4 protein-coding genes are annotated in these 19,581 nt (G+C 68.0%); 3 read left to right on the top strand and 1 reads right to left on the bottom strand.

Annotated elements, in window-relative coordinates; all coding sequences use genetic code 11:
* Positions 1-7 precede the first annotated feature (7 nt).
* Complete coding sequence (locus ACFO5K_RS08395) at positions 8-13,900, bottom strand: hypothetical protein (protein WP_378558393.1); 13,893 nt, start codon at positions 13,898-13,900, stop codon at positions 8-10.
* A gap of 237 nt (positions 13,901-14,137) precedes the next feature.
* Here ACFO5K_RS08395 and ACFO5K_RS08390 point away from each other — a divergent pair, with 237 nt between their 5' ends.
* Genes ACFO5K_RS08390 through ACFO5K_RS08380 form a run of 3 tightly spaced genes read left to right on the top strand, consistent with a single transcriptional unit; the run spans position 14,138 to position 19,548 of the window.
* Positions 14,138-15,907, top strand: a complete 1,770-nt coding sequence (locus ACFO5K_RS08390; protein WP_378558391.1) for an Hsp70 family protein — start codon at positions 14,138-14,140, stop codon at positions 15,905-15,907.
* The gene (locus tag ACFO5K_RS08385) at positions 15,904-18,363 is read left to right on the top strand and encodes a LuxR C-terminal-related transcriptional regulator (protein ID WP_378558388.1); all 2,460 of its coding nucleotides are present in this window, start codon (positions 15,904-15,906) and stop codon (positions 18,361-18,363) included. Before ACFO5K_RS08390 ends, ACFO5K_RS08385 begins: the two co-directional genes overlap by 4 nt.
* A 54-nt stretch (positions 18,364-18,417) precedes the next feature.
* Positions 18,418-19,548, top strand: a complete 1,131-nt coding sequence (locus ACFO5K_RS08380) for a hypothetical protein (protein ID WP_378558385.1) — start codon at positions 18,418-18,420, stop codon at positions 19,546-19,548.
* Positions 19,549-19,581: the final 33 nt, after the last annotated feature.

Raw genomic sequence — 19,581 nt, 5'->3', positions numbered from 1 at the left:
GCCGGGCTCAGAGGAGACCGCCGCCGAGGAGACCGCCGTCGTCGGCCTCCGGGGTGGTGGTGCTCGAGGAGTCACCGAGCACGCCGGTGTCGGTGGCGCCGAGGCCCGGGCCGAAGGCGCCGCCCACATCCACGCTGTCCAGCGTTTCGGTCGCGGCACCGGTGGTGTCGTACGCCCCGCCGGTCGCCGACTCGGTGGTGTCGTAGACCCCGCCCGTCGCTGTGTCGGTGGTGTTGTAGACGCCGCCCGTCGCCGGCGCGGTCGTGTCGTACACCCCGCCCGTCGCCGACTCGGTGGTGTCGTACACCCCTGCGGTGCTGTCGTACACCGGAGCCTCGGGGGCGGGAGCCGGCATCGGGGTGTAGTCGTAGACCGGGAGCGGGCCGCCGACCGCGTCGCCGACCGCAGAGCCGGCGCCTGTCACGGTGTCGAACGGTTCGCCCGTGCCGACCACCTCGGTCGGCACTCCGCCGAGCAGGCCGTCGGTCACACCGTCGACCGTGCCGAAGCCGGTTTCCAAGCCCGAGCCGACTGCCTCGCCGACCACCTCGCCGGGCGAGTAGTAAGGCATGGTGTGCATGGTGTCGGGCACCAGTTCCACACCATCGGTGGGCCCGCTGGGCAGGCCGCCACCGGTCGGGAGGGCGCCGTCGAGCAGGCCGGCACCGGTCGAGTCACCGGTCACCGCACCTGTCACGGCGTCGACCGGGCCGAAACCGGTTTCCAAGCCGGTGCCCGCCGGGTTCGGTTCACCGGGTGCGATACCGGAAAGTCCGTTGTTGCCGAACGTGTTGCCCACATCGAAGCCCAGATCGTCGTCACTGAGACCGGCCAGCCCCGCGGTGGAAGCCGCCGCACCGGTGAACGCGCTCGCCGCGTTCGCCGCCGACGCCGCACCGTCGTTGGCGGCCGACTGGGCCGAACTGTACGGCGACGAATTCGTCGCCCCGGTGTTCTCCGAAACCCGGCCGACGAGCCCGTTACTGAACAAACCGGCCACCGCGGTCGGGTTCAGCACATCGGTCATGCCGTTCATGACGCCACCGACACTGTCGACATTGCCACCGACCCCGGTGATGTCGTCGAAGTTGGAGCCGTTGATCAGGCCGTCGATCAGGTCGTTGCCGATCGGGGACTGATCGATCGCGGCACCGACGCCGTTGGCGGTGATGTCCTGGAACACCGCGCCGTCGAGCACATCGACCACACCGTCATCGACCACGTCGTTGAGGACGCTCGACTCGTCGATCGCCGCGCCGACGCCATTGGTAGTGATGTCCTCGAAGTTGGCCGCACCGAGCAGGCCACCCTCGCCACCGAGCAGGCCGCTCGCCACGCCGCCGTCGACGGCATCGTTGAGGATCGGCACATAAGACTCGTCGATTGCGGCACCGATGCCGTTGGCGGTGATGTCGTTGAACACCGCGTTGCCGAGCACGCCGCCCTCACCACCGAGCAGCCCACTGGCGACACCGCCGTCGACCACGTCGTTGAGGACATTCGACTCGTCGATCGCCGCGCCGACGCCATTGGTGGTGATGTCCTCGAAATCGCCGCTGACGATGCCGCCCGCGACACCCGTCACGCCGCCGTCGACCAGGTCACCAACACCGGTGACGTCGCCGGTGTTGGTGACACCGCCGAGCAGGCCGCCGTCGCCGTCACCGAGCAGCCCGCCGTTGAGGACGCCGCCCGCGCCCGCCAGGCCGCCGTCGCCGTTGAGGATCCCGCCCATGTCGTCGACGTTGCCGCCGATGCCGGTGATGTCCTCCACGTTGACGTTGTTGAGGATCGCGCTCTCATCGATCGCCGCGCCGACGCCGTTGATGGTGGTGTCCTCGGCGCCGACGAACAGACCGCCGTCACCACCCGCGCCGAGCAGACCGTTGCCGGCGCCGGCCGCACCGAGCAGGCCGCCGTCACCGTTGAGCACGCCACCCGCACCGGCCAGCCCGCCGTCACCGGCGAGACCACCGACGATGCCGCCGACCACGTTGCCGTTGCCGATGCCGTCGCCCGCCGCGAGATCGTTGAGCACCGAGCTCTCGTCGATCGCGGCACCGATGCCGTTCGCGGTCACATCGTTGACGTCGACCAGGTCGGTCGGATCGGTGAGGTTGCCGCTGAGGATGCCGCCCGCGCCGCCGCCGAGACCGTTGAGCACCGAGCTCTCATCGATCGCGGCACCGATGCCATTGGTTGTCACGTCGTTCAGGTCGACCACGTCGGAGACGTTGTCGGCGCCGATGCCGGTGATGTCGTTGAGGGTGTTGCCGCTGCCGACGCCGCCCGCGCCGGCGAGGCCGCCGACGATGTTGCCGACGTCGCCGGTGTTGGTGACATCGCCGCCGATCAGGCCGCCCGCCACCCCGGTGATCGTGCTGTCGTCGATCGCCGCGCCGACGCCGTTCGCGGTGACGTCGTCGATATTGCTCGCGACATCGCCGACGTCGACCACATCGGTCACATCATGGGCGCCGATGCCGGTCAGGTCGCCACCGACCAGACCACCGTCGAGGGCGCCGGCCAGTACGCCGTTGCCGAGCCCACCGAAGTTGTTCAGCGATTCGTCCACCTGGCCACCGACGCCCTGGACCTGCACGTCCTCCCAGTTGTCCGCGATGCCGCCGAAGTTGTCGCCGACACCGTTCACGTCGTTGAGTCCCGCGCCGAAGATGTTGTTGCCGCCGAAGTTGATGTCGCCCATGTCGATCACGTCTCCCATGCCAGAAAGGTCAATGTCACTTGCCACCCCGGTCACGTCCGAGACGCTGCCGGTCACACCTGCCGCGATGTCACCAGCCACACCGGTCACATCACCTCCGATCCCGCTGACGTCGACCGAGCCGGTCACGTCGCCGATCGTGTTCGCCAGATCCAGATCGCCGATCAGTCCGGTCGCGCCGGTGATGTCACCGACCGAGCCGGTCACATCGCCGACCGCATCGCTCACACCGACACCGGTGAGGTCGCCGACCGAACCGATCAGGTCACCGCCGACGCCGGTCACGTCGGCCACGCCGGTGACGATGCCGGTCAGGTCGCCCGTGAAGGCGGCCACGTCACCGGCGATACCGGTGAAGTCTCCGAAGAAGGCGGTGAGGTCGCCGACCGAGCCGACGAAGTCACCACCGATACCGGTGAGGTCCGCGACGAAACCGGTGACGTCGCCACCGAAGCCGGTGAGGTCGCCGAAGGAGCCGGTCACATCGCCGAACACATCGGACACGTCGCCACCGATGCCGGTGAGTGAACCGGTGATGTCACCTACCGAGCCACCGATGCCGGTCAACGAACCCGTGATGTCACCCACGGAGCCACCGAAACCGGTCAGGGAACCCGTGATGTCACCGACCGAGCCACCGATACCGGTCAGGGAACCGGTCACGTCACCGACCGAGCCGGTCAGGTTCCCGCCGATGCCGACCACGTCACCGCCGAGGTCCACCACGTTGCCGCCGAGCCCGACCACGTCACCGCCGAGATTCACCACGTTGCCGCCGAGCCCGACCACGTCACCACCGAGATTCACCACGTTGCCGCCGAGGTCGACCAGGTCGCCTCCGACGCTCACGAGGTCGCCGAAGCTGCCGGTGATTCCTTGGACTGTGTTGTTCCAGTCACCGGAAACGTCAACCAGCTCGCTCACCAGGCCGCTGCCGAAACCGGTCACCGCGAGCGTGTTGTCACTGATGCCGCCGATCATCGCCGACCAGTCGCCGGAGATACCGGACACCTCCCCCACCAGGTCGCCGAAGCCGGCGGTCACGTCGCCGAAGGTGGCGCCGACGTTGCCGACCATGTTCGACCAGTCACCGAAGACGTTCGTCACGTCGCTGAACGAGTCGGATACACCGGAGAAGGTGTTGGTCAGATCGCCTGCCACGCCGGTCACGTCACCGGCCCAGGTGACGTCGCCGAGGAGGCCGCCAACATTGACGCCACCGCCGTCTCCGCCTCCGTCTCCTCCGTTGCCGCTGAAGATGTCGCCGATCGTGCTGGTGAAGTCGTTGTCGCTCAGAGGTCCTGTCATGTCGCCCACCGTGTTGGTCAGGTCACCGGCGATGCCGGTCACGTCGTTGATTCCGGTCAGGTCGCCGCCCACACCGGTCAGATCGCCGACGAGGTCACCGGTGTTGGTGATGTCGCCGATGGTGTTGGAGAAGTCGCCGGCCAGGACATCGCCCACAGTGCCGACATCGGTGAGGTCGCCGACGACGTCACCGTTGACGAGCCCGCCGGTCACGTCGCCGTCGATGAGGTCGCCGGTGATGTTGCCGACGTTCGTGAGGTCGCCGTCGATGAGGTCGCCGGTCACATCTCCGTTGACCAGGCCACCGGTCACGTCACCGACCGAACCGTCGACCAGATCACCGGTCACACCGCCGTCCACCAGGTCACCCGTGACGTCGCCGACCGAACCGTCGACCAGATCACCGGTCACACCGCCGTCGATCAGGCCGCCGTTGATCAACCCGCCGGTCACGTCACCGACCGAATTGTCGATCAGATCGCCGGTCACATCACCGTTGATTAGGCCACCGGTCACGTCACCGATGGTGCCTACGTCGGTCAGGTCAGCGACGATGCCCGTGACGTTGCCGACGTCGGTGAAGTCGCCGTCGATCAGGTCGCCCGTCACATCCCCATTGATCAACCCGCCGGTGACGTCGCCCACCGAATTGTCGATCAGATCGCCGGTCACATCACCGTTGACCAGGCCACCGGTCACGTCACCGACATTCCCGACGTCGGTCAGCTCGCCATCGACCAGATCACCCGTGATGTCACCGACCGAACCGTCGACCAGATCACCGGTCACACCGCCGTCCACCAGGTCACCCGTGACGTCGCCGACCGAACCGTCGACCAGATCACCGGTCACATCACCATCAACCAGGTCACCGGTGATATCGCCGATCCCGTTCAGATCACCCGCCACCCCGGTCAGATCCCCGACGAGCCCGCCGTCCACCAGATCACCGGTGATATCGCCGACCACGCCACCGTCGATCAAATCACCGGTCACATCGCCGTTGACCAGGCCACCTGTGATGTCGCCGACGCCGTTCAAGTCACCCGCGATACCCGTGAGGTCGCCGACGAGCCCGCCGTCCACCAGATCACCGGTGATGTCACCGATCACGCCACCATCGACCAAGTCGCCGGTGATATCGCCGATGGCGTTCAGGTCGCCAGCGATACCCGTTACGTCACCCGCGACTCCGGTCAGGTTTCCGATGAGGCCGCCGTCGACCAGGTCGCCGGTGATGTCACCGATCGAACCGTCGATGAGGTCGCCGGTCACGTCGCCGATGGCGCCGATGTCGGTGATGTCCCCGTCGACCAGGTCGCCGGTGAGGTTGCCGACGTTGGTGAAGTCGCCGCCGGTGATATCGCCGACTACACCGCCGATGTCACCTGTGTTGATGATGTCGCCGACCAAGCCACCGATATCGCCCGTGTTGGTGATGTCGCCGACCAAGCCACCGATATCGCCCGAATTGGTGACGTCACCGCTGAGGACGTCGCCGACCAGGTCGTTGTCGGTGATGTTGCTGAGGACGTCGCCGTCGACCAGGCTGCCCGCGACGCCGGTGATGTCGCCGGAGTTGTCGAACAGGTCGCTGGCGAGGCCGGCCAGGTCGAAGTTTCCGATGAGGTCGGCGTTACCGACATCGCCCGCGATGCCCGTGACCGCCGCGGCCAGGCCGGTGATCCCGATCAGGTTGGCCACGTCACCGTTGTTGGTCACGTTGCCGACATTGTCGACCAGGTCGCCGGTCACTTCGTTGTCGGTGATCCCACTGAGCACATCTCCGTTCACCACACCGCCGACGATGTCGTTGCCGGCGATGTCGCCGTTCACCACACTTCCTGCCGCACCGGTGATGTCGCTGAGCACGTCCCCGTTGACGATTCCGCCGGTGACCGCCGACAGATCATTGAGGAAGTCACCGGCGAGGACGTCGTTGTCGGTGACCTCACCCACGATGTCGCCGGTGAGAATTCCGCCCGCGACCCCGGTGAGGTCGTTGTCGACGAGGTCGCCGGTGATGTCGCCCGCGTCGACCAGATCGCCGGTGACGTCCCCGTTGACCAGCCCGCCCGCGACACCGGTGAGGTCGCTGATGTTGTTGACGATGTCGCCGTTGACCAGGCCACCGGTGATGTCACCGTCGACCAGGTCGCCCGTGACATCGCCGATGGAACCGACGTCGGTGATGTCCCCGACGGTGTCGCCGTTGAGGATCCCGCCGGTCACCCCGGCGAGGTCACCGTTGGTGATGTCGCCGACCATGTCACCATTGACCAGTCCACCCGCGACGCCGGTGATGTCGTTGTCGGTGATCGAACCGACCAGTCCGCCGATGTCGCCGGAGTTGTCGAGCAAGTCACCTGTGATGTCACCGTTCACCAGGCCCGCGGTGAGATCGCCTGCCACGCCGGTCAAGTCACCGTTGACGAGGCCGCCGGCCACGCCGGTCAGATCGCCGGAGTTGTCGAACAGGTCACCCGTGATACCACCGTTCACCAGGCCACCCGCGATGCCGGTCAGATCGCCATCGACCAGGTCACCCGTGATGTCGCCGTTGACCAGTCCTGCGGTGAGATCAGCTGCGACGCCGGTCAGGTCACCGGTGCCGGTGAGGTCACCGACCGAACCGGTCAAGCCGCCGATGTCACCGGTGTTGTCGATGAGATCGCTTGCCACACCAGTGAAGTCGCCATTTACCAGGTCGCCGGTGATGTCACCGTTGACGAGCCCGCCGGTCACGTCACCGTTGTTGGTGATGTCGCCGACCACGCCCCCGATCGCACCTGAGTTGTCGAGCAGGTCACCGGTGATGTCGCCGTTGTTGGTGACATCGCCGACCACGCCCCCAAGGTCGCCTGTGTTGTTCACCAAGCCGCCGGCAACGCCGGTCAGATCGCCTTCCACGCCGGTCACATCGCCCGCACCCGTGATGTCACCGACGGAACCGATCAGCCCGCCGACATCACCGGAGTTGTCGATGAGGTCACCGGTGAGATCGCCCGCCACACCGGTGAGATCGCCGTTGACCAGCCCCGCGGTGAGATCACCGCCGATACCGGTGAGATCGCCGTCAACCAAATTCGCAGTCAGGTCACCCGCGACACCGTTGAGGTCTCCATTGGCCAAATCACCTGCAATACCGTGGACGTCGCCGTTGTTGGTGATGTCGTTGAGGACACCGCCGACATCGCCCGAATTGTCGACCAGGTCGCCGGCGATACCGGTCAGGTCGCCGCTGTTGCCGGTGATATCGCCGACCACACCGCCGACGTCGCCCGAATTGTCGACCAGGTCGCCGACCACGGTTCCCGAATTGTCGACCAGATCGCCTGCGACGCCGGTGATATCGCCGTTCACCAAACCGCCTGCGATACCGGTCACGTCGCCACCGTTGCCGGTGACATCACTGACGAAGTCTCCGCTGTTGTTCACGAGTCCTCCTGCTACACCGGCGATGTCACCGTTGTTGGTGATGTCGCCTACCGAGCCGATCAGGCCGGCGATGTCGCCCGTGTTGGTGATGTCACCCACCACGCCACCGATATCGCCCGTGTTGTCCAGCAGGTCACCCGTCAGGTCGCCGCTGTTGCCGGTGATGTCACCGACCGAACCGATCAGGTCACCGATGTCACCGGTGTTGGTGACGTCGCCGAGCACGTCCCCGTTGACCACGCCACCGACCAGATCACCGTCGACGAGGTCGCCGTTGTTGGTGACGTCGCCGACGGAGCCGACCACGTCGCCGGCCACCCCGGTGATGTCGCCGGAGTTACCGGTGATGTCGCTGAGCAGGTCACCGTTGAGGAGCCCGCCCGCGACCCCGGTGACGTCGCCGGTCACGTCGATCAAGTCGCCGGTCACGTCGCCGACATTGCCGATGTTCGTGAGGTCACCGACTGTCCCGTCGACGAGGTCGCCCGTCACGTCACCGTTGACGAGCCCACCTGCCACGCCGGTCACGTCGCCTGCCACGCCGGTCACGTCACCTGCCACGCCGCTGACATCGCCGTTGAGCAGCCCGCCCGCGATGCCGGTGAGGTCGCCCGAATTCCCGGTCAGATCGCCTGCGACACCGGTGAGGTCGCCGACCATGCCGGTAATGCCACCGGAGTTGTCGATGAGATCACCCGCGACTCCCGTGAGGTCACCACTGTTACCGATGTCGCCCACCGAACCGACGAGGTCACCCGCGACACCAGTGATATCGCCGGAGTTGTTCACCAGACCGTCGGTGACACCGGTGATCGTGCCCGTGTTGTCGATCAAGTCGCCGGTCACGTCACTGTCGACCAGGTCGCCCGCCACCGCGGTGAGGTCACCGGCGACACCGCTGATGTCACCGCTGTTGCCGATGTCGCCGACCACGTCGCCTGCGACACCGGTGAGGTCGCCGGTGTTGCCGGTCAGGTCCCCCGCCACACCGCTGACATTGCTCAAGAGGTCACCGCCGACACCTGTGAGGTCACCGCCAACACCTGTGAGGTCGCCGTTCACCAATCCGCCTGCTACACCGGTGATGTCCCCGACGATGCTCTGGTCGCCAACGATCCCGGTCAGATCCCCGGCCACCCCGGTCACATCGCCCGCCATCCCGGTGAGATCACCCGTGTTACCGGTGACGTCGCCCACCGAACCAATGAGGTCGCCGGCGATGCCGGTGAAGTCGCCCGAATTGCTGAGCACGTCACCCGCCACACCACTGACATCACCAACCGAGTTGGCCAGGTCGCCCGAGTTGCCGGTCAGATCCCCGGTTACGCCCGTCACTTCGCCGATGAAGTCGCCGCCGACCCCGGTCACATCACCGATGCCGCTCAGGTCACCGGCCACACCGGTCAGGTCGCCCGCGACGCCCGTGAGATCGCCCGAATTGCTGAGCAGGTCACCCGCCACACCACTGACATCACCAACCGAGTTGGTCACATCGCCGGTGTTGTCGACGAGACTGCCGGCAATCCCGGTGAGATCGCCGGAGTTACCGGTCAGGTCGCTGAGCAGATCACCGCCGACCCCGGTCACATCACCGATCGAGCCGACGGTCCCGGTCAGATCCCCGGCCACCCCGGTCACATCGCCCGCCATCCCGGTGAGATCACCTGCATTGCCGGTCAGATCCCCCGCCACGCCGGTGAGGGCGCCTGTGTTGCCGGTGATGTCGCTGAGCAGATCGCCGCCGACCCCGGTCACGTCCCCGACGGAGCCGACGGTTTGGGTCACATCGCCTGCGACACCCGTCACGTCGCTGACCGAACCGACCGTGTTGGTCAAGTCCCCAGCCACACCCGTCACGTCGCTGACCGAACCGACCGTGTTGGTCAAGTCGCCCGCCACACCGGTCACTTCCCCGACGGTGTTGGTCACGTCGCCGACAGAGTTCGTCCAATCCCCCACGGAACCAACGGACCCGGTGACGTCGCCGACCGAACCGAGCACGTCCCCCGCTACACCGGTCACGTCACCGGCTCCGACCGTGTTGGACAGATCGCCGGCCACCCCGGTCAAGTCACCGACGGTGTTGGTCACGTCGCCGACAGAGCCGACGGTTTGGGTGAGATCACCAGCCACACCGCTGACATCCCCAGCCACACCGGTGAGATCACCGACGTTCTGCGTCAGATCACCCGCGACACCTACGACGTCACCGACCGAACCGACCGTATTCGTCAGGTCACCGGCCACACCCGACACATCTCCGACCGACTGCGTGAGATCGCCGACCGTGTTGGTGAAGTCGCCCGCAACCCCGGTCACATCGCCTACCGAGCCGACCGTGTTCGTCAAATCACCGCCCACGCTGCCGATATCGCCGACGTTGTTGGTGAGGTCGCCCGCCACGCCGCTCACGTCACCGATCGAGCCCACCAGGTCACCCGCGACGCCAGTTGTGTCACCGATAGTGTTGGTCGTGTCGCCGATCGAACCCACTGTGTTCGTGAGGTCACCTGTGTTGCCGGTCAGGTCACCAGCGAATCCCGTGACGTCGCCGACTGTGTTGGTCCAATCACCCACGGATCCCGCTGTGTTCGTCAGGTCTCCGGCGATTCCGGTTACATCACCCACCGAGTTGGTGAGGTCGCCCGCGACGCCCGACACGTCACCGGCTACACCGCTGACGTCGCCGACAGTCTGGGTGAGGTCGCCGGCCACACCACTAACGTCCCCAGCAACACCGCTGACATCGCCGACAGTCTGCGTGAGGTCGCCCGCAACACCACTGACATCGCCAACGGTCTGCGTGAGGTCGCCCGCCACACCACTGACGTCACCGATGGTCTGCGTGAGGTCGCCCGCGACGCCCGAGATATCGCCGATCGACTGCGTGAGGTCCCCTGCGACACCGGTCACGTCGCCGACAGAACCGACCGTTCCTGTCACGTCACCGACAAGATCGCCGCCGACACCGGTGACATCACCGAGGGTGCTGGTCCAATCCCCGACGGAGCCGACAGTATTGGTCAGGTCGCCCGCGACACCGGAGATATCGCCTGTCGTTCCGGTGAGGTCGCCGACCGTGTTGGTGACCTCGCTGATGGAGCCGACAGTGCCGAGGAGGTCACCGCCGACACCGGTGACATCGCCGGCTATACCGGCGATGTCACCCACGGACCCGACGGTATTGCTGAGATCACCTGCAACGCCGGTGATATCGCTGATCGTTCCGACATCGGTGATGTCACCGACTGAGCCCACGGTGTTGGTGAGATCGCCGGCTACCCCGGTCAGGTCGCCGATGGAGCCGACATCGGTGACGTCTCCGGCAATTCCGGTCACGTCACCGATGGTGCTCACGTCACCGATGGTGCTCACGGCGCCGAGTACGTCACCGGTGACTCCGGTGAAGTCGCCTGCCACACCGGTGAGGTCACCTACCGAGCCGACCGTATTCGTCAGATCGCCACCCACGCTGCCGATATCGCCGACATTGCCGGTGAGGTCGCCCGCCACGCCGGTCACGTCACCGGCGATGCCGGAAATGTCACCGACAGAACCGATCACATCGCCGGTGCCGGACACATCGCCTACCGAACCGAGCACGTCGCCGGCCACACCTGCCACGTCACCCGCAACACCCGACACGTCACCCGCGACACCTGTCACGTCACCCGTCACGTCACCCGCGACACCCGACACGTCGCCCGCGACACCCGACACGTCACCGACAGAACCGACCAGGTCGCCTGCCACACCGGTGACGTCGCCGACCGAGGCAATGGTGTTGTCGATGTCGCCGAAGGTGTTGGACAGGTCGCCTGCCACACCGGTCACTTCGCTGATCAAACCGAGGTCGCCGCCTACCGCGGTGAGGTCACCGATGGTGTTGTTGAGGTCGCCTGCCACTCCGCTCACGTCACCGATCGAGCCGAGATCACCGCCCACCGCAGTGAGATCACCGGCTACTCCGGTGAGGTCGCCCGCTACTCCGGTCACTTCACCGACCGGGCCGACCGACTGGGTCACGTCGCCTACGGTCCCGATTCCGCCGTCGAGCACATCGCCGACCGAACCGATGTCGCCGACCGAACCGAGCACATCGCCGCCGACCACATCGCCGGCGACGTTGCTGATGTCGCCGACCGAGCCGACATCCCCACCGACGCTGCCGATTCCGGAAAGCACATCGCCCACCGAGCCGCCGATTCCGGTCAGGTCGCCCACCGAGCCGACGTTCGTCACGTCGCCTACAGTCCCGATTCCGCCGTCGAACACGTCGCCGACCACATTGCTCATGTCGCCGATGGAGCCGACGTCGCCGACGATCGAGCCGACGGTGTTGTCTACATCCCCCGTGCTACCCGCACCGTTGAGCACGTCACCGACTGTGTTGCTCACATCGCCCACCGCGTCGGCCTCGTTGAGCACCCCGCCCACGTTCCCGACGACATTGTTCACATCGCCTACCGAACCCACATCGGTGATGTCGCCGACCGAACCGGTGCCGGAAAGTACGTCGCCGACGGTATTGGTCATGTCGCTGACCGACCCTGCGCCGTTGAGGACCTCGGTTACCGAGCCGATGTTCGTGACATCTCCGACGGAGCCCACGTCGCTCACCACATCGGTGAGGTTGCCGCTGTTGCTGAGCACGTCGCCGACGGTCGACCCGTTCAGCACATCGGTGACATCGCCGATCGAAGCGCCTTCGAGCACATCGCCGACGGAGCCGGCGCCGTTGAGCACACCGCCCACGACGTCGACATCGGTTATCTCACCGATGGAGCCGATGTTCGTGACCGCGCCGAGAACATCACCCACGGAACCGATTCCGTTGATGTCTCCGGCGGAACCGATCACGTCGCCCACCGTCCCCACGTTGTTGAGCGCGGTGAGAAAGTCGCCGAAGGCCAGCTCCTCGAGCACATGCCCGACATCGCCGATGTCGCTGAAGTCGTTGAGGACATTGCTGATCGGGCTGATCCCGTTGAGCACACCACTCACGCCACCGAGAGATCCGGACACCACCGAGACGGGGGCGTTGAGGTTGCCGAGCAGGACGTCGCCGGTTCGGACGGCGTCGGCGAAGGCGTTGGACATGTCGGCGGCGATCTGCGCGGCCTGGTTGAAGGCGTTGATGCCGGTGACGTCGCCGAGGGTGCTGCCGTTCGCGATGCCGCCGAGGTCGGCCCCGCTGATCAGGTTGGTCACGTCGCCGACCGTGGTGTCGCCGCCGAGCACGTCGCCGATGTTCGCGCCGCTCATCAGGTTGGTCACGTCGCCGACGGTGTTGGCGCCGCCGATGCCGGTGATGTCGCCCAGGGTGTTGGTCAGATTTCCGGTGTCGCCGACGACATCGGTCAGGTTGCCGACGTCTCCGAGGTTGCCGACCGTGTTGGTGACCTCGTTCAGGTTCGCCACGTCACCGAGCGAAGTGGTCACCTCGCCGACATTGCCCAGGGTGTTCGTCAGATTGGCGAAGTCACCGGTCCCGGTGATGTCACCGACCGTGTCGGTCAGGTTGCCGACGTTGTTCAGGGTGTCGCCGACGCTGCCGATATCGGTCAAGGTGTCGCCGACATTGCCGATGTCTACGAGGTCTTTCAAGGTGTCGCCGACATTGCCGGTTTCCACGAGATTGTTGAGGGTGTCGCCGACTGCGGTGACGTCACCGAGATCGCCGATGTCGCCGAGGTTCACGCCGCCGACGTCGGTGCCGTTGAGCAGGTTGCTGACGGGGCTGCCGTTCAGGAAGTCGCTGAGAGTGTCACCGGTGAGGATGTCGGGGCTGAAGTTGTCTCCGTTGCCCTGGTTGTTCGTGGTGTTACCACTGTTGGTGTTCGTGGTGTTGCCGCTGTTGTTGTTGGTGGTGTCACCGCCGCCGCCGGGTCCTCCCGGCCCCCCGGGTCCACCCGGCCCCCCGGGTCCACCCGGCCCGCCGGGCCCACCATTGCCGCCACCACCATTGCCGCCGCCACCGTTTCCGCCACCACCACCGGGCCCGCCATTGCCACCGCCACCACCGGGCCCACCACCCCCGCCGGGCCCACCGTGCCCACCACCACTCGAGCCACCGCTACCTCCGCCCCCACCGGGACCACCTGAGCCACCGGCACCACCTGGCCCGAACCTCCCGCCCGGCCCGAAGAACGTCGCAGGCCCCCCACCGAAGTACCCGCCCTCACCGCCGTGGAAAGCCGCCTGCCGTCCACCACCGGCACCCACGATCCCCCGCAACGGCGCGCCGGCGCCTTCACAGATCGACCGTGCCACCATCGGCGCACAAGCGGCCACGTATTCCGGTGTCACGCAGAGTTTCGCCTCCTCGATGACCTTTTCCGGCGCGTTGCAGTAGGCGGCCGCGGCTTTCGGGTCGCGCAGCAGATCGAGAATGAACTGCAGGATCGCGTTCTCCAAGGGTGTGGTCATCGAAATCAGCTCCTCCGGGAATCGGCAAGATGCTTCGAAGCTATGACTCGGGGGCGGCCGCTCGTAACGGGGCGAATCCCTATTCGTGGGGTGGGGCGCGCGTTAGGGGATCGGGGCGCGTTAGGGGATCAGCCCCGTCATCGGCGCGGGTGCCGTAACAGCACATCGTCAGCTACCGACAGTTGAGATAACTCGCTCGATGATGTCCGTAGCTCACGCATCTGCAAGAGGTTCCCCATGACAGACCGTCTCGCGCTCGGCGTCACCGTCGGAGCATCACGTTCGGTGGCCGTTGCGATGGCGGACGAGGGCGGTGAACCGGTGGCGGTGATCCAGCGTCCCACCGCCGTCGAGTTGTCGGACCAGGTGGTGGTCGAAGGATTCCTGGCTCGCGTGGGTGACCCGGTGGGGATGCTCGCCGAGGACGGTTCCAGCCATGACGCCGCCGACCTGGTCGCCGCGGCGATCACCCGGTTGATCACCGATACCGCGACCGAACCGCACACAGTGGTGACGTGTCATCCGGGTTGGTGGCCCGAGGATCGGGTGCGCGCCGTACGCACCGCCTTGGACGAGGTGGGCGCCGACGCGGTGGTGCTCGTGCCGGAACCGCTGGCAGCGGTACGCCGCTACGAAGTCGAGCACGGTGACCTCGACGACGGCGCGATCATCGTCTACGACCTGGGTGCGAGCGGGCTGACGGTGTCGGTGGTCCGCACCGGCGAGCCGTGCGGACTGCTCGGTGTCCCGGCACACGATCCGGGCGTCGCCGGCTCCGAATTCGATTTGCTGACGATGCGCTATGTGCTCGCACACGCGCTCGGTGACCGGGAATTCGACCCGTTCGATCCGGCCGTGGAAAACGAGCTGGCCGCGCTGCGCGAACGCTGCCGGACGGCGAAGGAGGAACTCTCCTTCGACACCGCGACGGTGGTGTCGGTGGGCGAACTCGGCGACGGTGCCACCGTACGCATCGTGCGCAACGAGCTCGAGGACCTGATCCGCTGCGACGTGCACGATTCGCTCGACCTGGTCCGTGCGGCGGTCGGCCGGGCCGGTATCGAGTTCGGTGACGTCTCCGAGGTGTTGCTGACCGGTGGTGGCGTGGCGATTCCGCTGGTCGCCGAGCTGGTGTCGGCCGAGTTCGGGTTGCCGGTGCGCAGGTGCGCGGACCCGAGCACAGCCAGTGCGGCGGGCGCGGCGGTGCTGGCCGCTGAACTGCCGGCAGCCGAACCGGCCGTCCCGGTGACCCCGGCTGCGCCTGAGACGGCGGAACTCGAGCCCGTGCGGCTGGACAAGACCGCGCTCGCCGGCATCGCCGCCGAACCCCCGCAACGGCGCACGCTCACCAGGAAACGCCTGGCCGTGGTGGGCGCGGCCGCCGCTGTCTTCGCCGCGCTGACCGTGGGAACCGTCACCGTGGCGCCGCAGTTCGCGTCGCCCAGTTCGCCTTCCACCTCGACGACGGCCGACGCGGCACCAACGGAACGCCCAGCCATCGGACCGGCCGGACTCACCAACGCGCCCATCGCGACGGTCGACGTGGACGGCAAACCGGTGGTGGGCACTCCGACACTCGATGCGAGCGGTCGCCCGGTTCCCGGCGCCCCGCTGCTCGATCCGACCGGAAAGCCGATTCCCGGCACCGTCACCCCCGCCACCACACAAGCCGGGAACCGCACACAGAGCGGTTCCCAACCGGCCGGGGCTCCCCAGTCCCCCGCGCAGCAGCAATCCCAGCCCGGCAACGGCGCCCCGGCGGCCCCTGGAAACGCACCCGCCCCGGAACCTGCGCCCCAACAACCCGCCCCAGCGCCAGCACCTGCTCCCGCACCGGCGCCAGCACCCGCTCCGGCACCATCACCTGCCCCCGCTCCCGCCCCCCAGCAGACCCCGAATATCAGCAATCTCCCAGGCCAGATCATCGACGGCGCAGGCAACACCGTCGACGGCACCGTCGACGGCGTCACCGGCCTCCCCGGCGCTCTGCTCGGAGGCGGAAATTGAGCCCGATCGCTCTCGACACCGTGCCCTACGCCCGTGAAGTCCTGCGCGCGGTCGACGCCGCCCCACAGCAACCGGTGGTCCTGCTGCTCACCGGTCGTTCCGGCACCGGCAAGTCGGTCCTGCTGGATGCGGTCCGCCGGCGACTGTCCGCTCGCGGCCTCACCTTCGGTGCCGCGCCGCACTCCGACGGCGCCTTCGTGATCGCCGACAATCTGCACACCCTCACTCCCGAGCAACTCGACATCCTGCGCGTCGAGGTGGAGACGGGTGCGCGCTCGTTCGTCTGCGCGATGCAGCCGCGCCCCCATCAGCCCGCGCTGCGAGCGCTGTGCGAGGCGATGACCCGCCACGGTCGCACCATCGAAATGCGGGCGCTCGGGTGCGGCGATATCGGTTCGTTCGCCCGTGAACTCGGGGTGACGGTGCCGCGCCCGTTGGTCAACCACATCCACACGCACACCGGCGGCATCCACGGCGGCGTGGTGGCCGCGTTGCTGGCGGCGGGTGCGGCTCGGCTCGACGCGGGGGTGCCCGCGGTCGACGCGGCCCTCGCGACTTGGACCAGATCTCAGCTGATCGAGGCCGACCCGGCCCTGCTCGACACCCTCGTGGTCGCGGCGTCGGGCACCGGTCTGGACGCCGGCGAGCTGGCCGAGGTGCTCGGTGTGGAGCTGTCGCTGGCCAACGACCTGCTGGCCCGGGCGCGGGCGAGTGCCCTGGTCACCGATGCCGACCTGCTGCTCAGTGCCGCGGTCCCGCAGTTGCGGGCGATCCTGGGCGACCGGCGTTTCCTTGCGGTGCAGCGTCGGCTGCTCCACACCCGGCTCGACGCGGGATTGCTGCGCGACCACACCGGCCTGTTGCTCGCCGAGGCCGGCGTGCGCGATGAACGTCTCGCCGAGTTCCTGTGCCGCACGGCCGAGCGGAGTCGCACCGAAGCCGCCCGCTACTACGCCGCCGCGGTGACGGCCGGACTCGATCCACGCCGGATCACCCTCGCGTGGGCGGATGCCGCGGCAGCGGCGGGCGACGACGACACCGCTCTGCGCCTGGCCGAATCACTGCTCGACAGCACCGACAGCAGCGAACTGGCCTGCGCTGTGCGCGTCTGCGCGAGCGTGCTCACCCGCCGCGGTCTGGTGAATCGCGCCGCGGCCCTGTATCGCTGGCTCGGTGCGCGCCGGGTCGGTGCGGACTGGGCGGTCGCGGCGACCGTGCTCGTGTTGGCCGGTGACAGTGCCGCGGCTGCCGAGGTGTCCGCCGATGCCGAACACTGGCCGCCCACTCAGGCCACCGCGAGCGCGCGCCTGATCGCGCGCGCCCTGCTCACCTCCCTCGACCCGCACGGCGCTGCCAGCCCCGCCGCCATCTCCGCGCTGGTCCAGGCCGCGCACACCGACACGACCTCGACGGCCCCGTGCAGTGCGGTGACGGCGGCGGCGCTGCTGAGCCTGAGCGCGGGCGAACCCCGCCGCGCCGGCGACGCCATCCGTGCCGCCGACGGCCACGGTGAGCAGCTGCCGGTGCTCACCGCCTGGACCGCCCTGCGGGTCGGCGACGAATGCCTGGCGGCCGACACCATGGCCGACCTCGACATCGCCGCCCTGGCTCCCCGAGACCGGTTGCTCGCCCACGCGCTGGCCGTTGGCTTGGCTCGGCGCAGCGGCGACGCCCAAGCCCTGCACAACGCCTGGACCGCCGCCTTCCCGCTGTTCGACAAGGTCGAGGTCGACCTGTTGAGCCTGCTGCCGGTGGGTGAACTGTGGCTGGCGGGCATCCAGTTGCGCGACGAGGCCCGCATCCAACCGCTGGTCGAGGCGGCCACCGCGCTGCTGCGCCGGCTCGGCCGCGCGCCCGCCTGGACCAACGCCTTCCACTGGTACGGCGTGCAGGCCGGGATCGCCAAGGAGTCGCCGCAGCAGTTGTTGCCGCACGCGCACGCGTTGAAGAACGCCGCCGCCGACGGCGACCCGCACGCCGCGGTGCTGGCCGACGCGGGCCGCAACTGGCTGCTGGTGCTGCGCGGCCAGGTCGACCTGGCCGCCGTCCAGGCCGCGGTGTTGGCGCTGGCCGCGCAGGGCCACACCTTCGACGGCGCCCGCTTGGCCGGTGACACCGCCCGCGTGATCGACGACCCCACCGCCGCCACCGCTCTGCTGAAGCTGGCCCGCTCGGTGCGCATCCCCGCCCGCCCCGACCAGGCCCGCGGCACCGGCGGCGACCCGCAACCCGGCCCGCAGGTGCTCGAACAGCGCCCGCTCAGCGATCGGGAACGCGAAGTGGTCGAGCTGGTTCTGCTCGGTTTGACCTACCGGGAGATAGGCGCACGGCTGTACATTTCGGCGAAGACGGTGGAACATCACGTCGCGCGAATCCGACGCCGGATAGGCGCGGGCTCGCGCTCGGAATTATTGTCAATGCTGCGCGCGATGGGACACGGTTCACTGCTGGTGTGACTCGTCCCGGGTATTCGACGCGGACGATCAGAACGCCGAAGCGAGGTTAACCGGATGGCCACTGGGGTCGGCCTGCGTATCGCCGACGACGAGTGCGTCGCCGCGGTGGTCACCGACGACGGCGCGACGCGCTTCGTCGAACGCACCTGCGTGCTGCACATGTCCGATGACGGCGACGCCGCCCTCGGTGGCCCCGCCCCCACCGGCCACGCGCATTCGATCGACGGCTTCGTGCGCGCGATCGGCGACCCGGCCGGTGTCGACGTCGACGGCGGTGAGGCGTACCGCGCCGAAGACCTGCTGGCCACCGCCATGTTCTGCCTGATCGACCTGACCACCGAGCTACTCAGCGGGCCCGCGGAGTTCTATGCCACGCATCCGGCGCAGTGGACGCCGGAGGTGGTGCGCGGGGTGCGTGAGGCGCTGGATTATCTGGGCCTGAAGTCGGTGGCGCTGCTCGGTGAGGACGAACTGCCTCCCCCGGCGGAGGGCGCTGACCCCGGCAAAACGTTCGCGACCTCGGCCGCCGAGGCCGCGCTCGTCGCGGTGCTGGCTACTCCGGCGGGCACCACTCCGCCCGATCCGACCGTCACCGAGACCGCGCAGGCCGAGACCGATGTGATGCCCGCGCTGGCCTCGCCTGTGGTGACCGCGCAGGCGTATTCGGCCGCGCTGCCGGTGGCTCAGCAGTTTCCGACCAAGGCGATGGCCGAAGTCGGGCCGGTCGCCGCCGCGGTGCCCGCACCGGCGTCGCCGCGCAATCGCACCCCGCTGTTGATCGCCGCGGCGGCCGTCATCGGCTTGCTGCTCGGCGGGGTCGCGGTGTCGGTGGCGCTGCGTGACGCCGAACCGACCGCTCCGCCGTCGATCACCGACGCGCAACCGGAGACGAGCCACCACCCCACTTCGACGCCCGCGCTGCCCCCGCCGCCCCCGGTCGAGCCGACCACCGAAGCTCCGGCGGCGCCCCCGGCCGCCGAGCCGGCGCCCGAGCCGACGCCTGACCCCACGACGACCGAAGCTCCGCCGTCGACCACGCCGGAACCGACCACCACCGCCCCGCCGACGTCGCCGAGCCGCAGCACCACCCGGCCGTTGCTGCCGTTCCGGACTCGCCCGCCGGGTGAACTCCCCCCGCCGATGACGATCCCGGGATGGCGCGGATCCGATACCGGCGCACCGTAACCGCGCCTGCCGAACCGGCGTGCCTTAGAGTGA

The sequence above is a fragment of the Nocardia halotolerans genome, from assembly GCF_042650145.1.
GTDB classification, from domain to species: Bacteria; Actinomycetota; Actinomycetes; order Mycobacteriales; family Mycobacteriaceae; genus Nocardia; species Nocardia halotolerans.
Note: the sequence above shows the minus strand (reverse complement) of the source record. Positions and strands in the feature narration are given on the sequence as shown.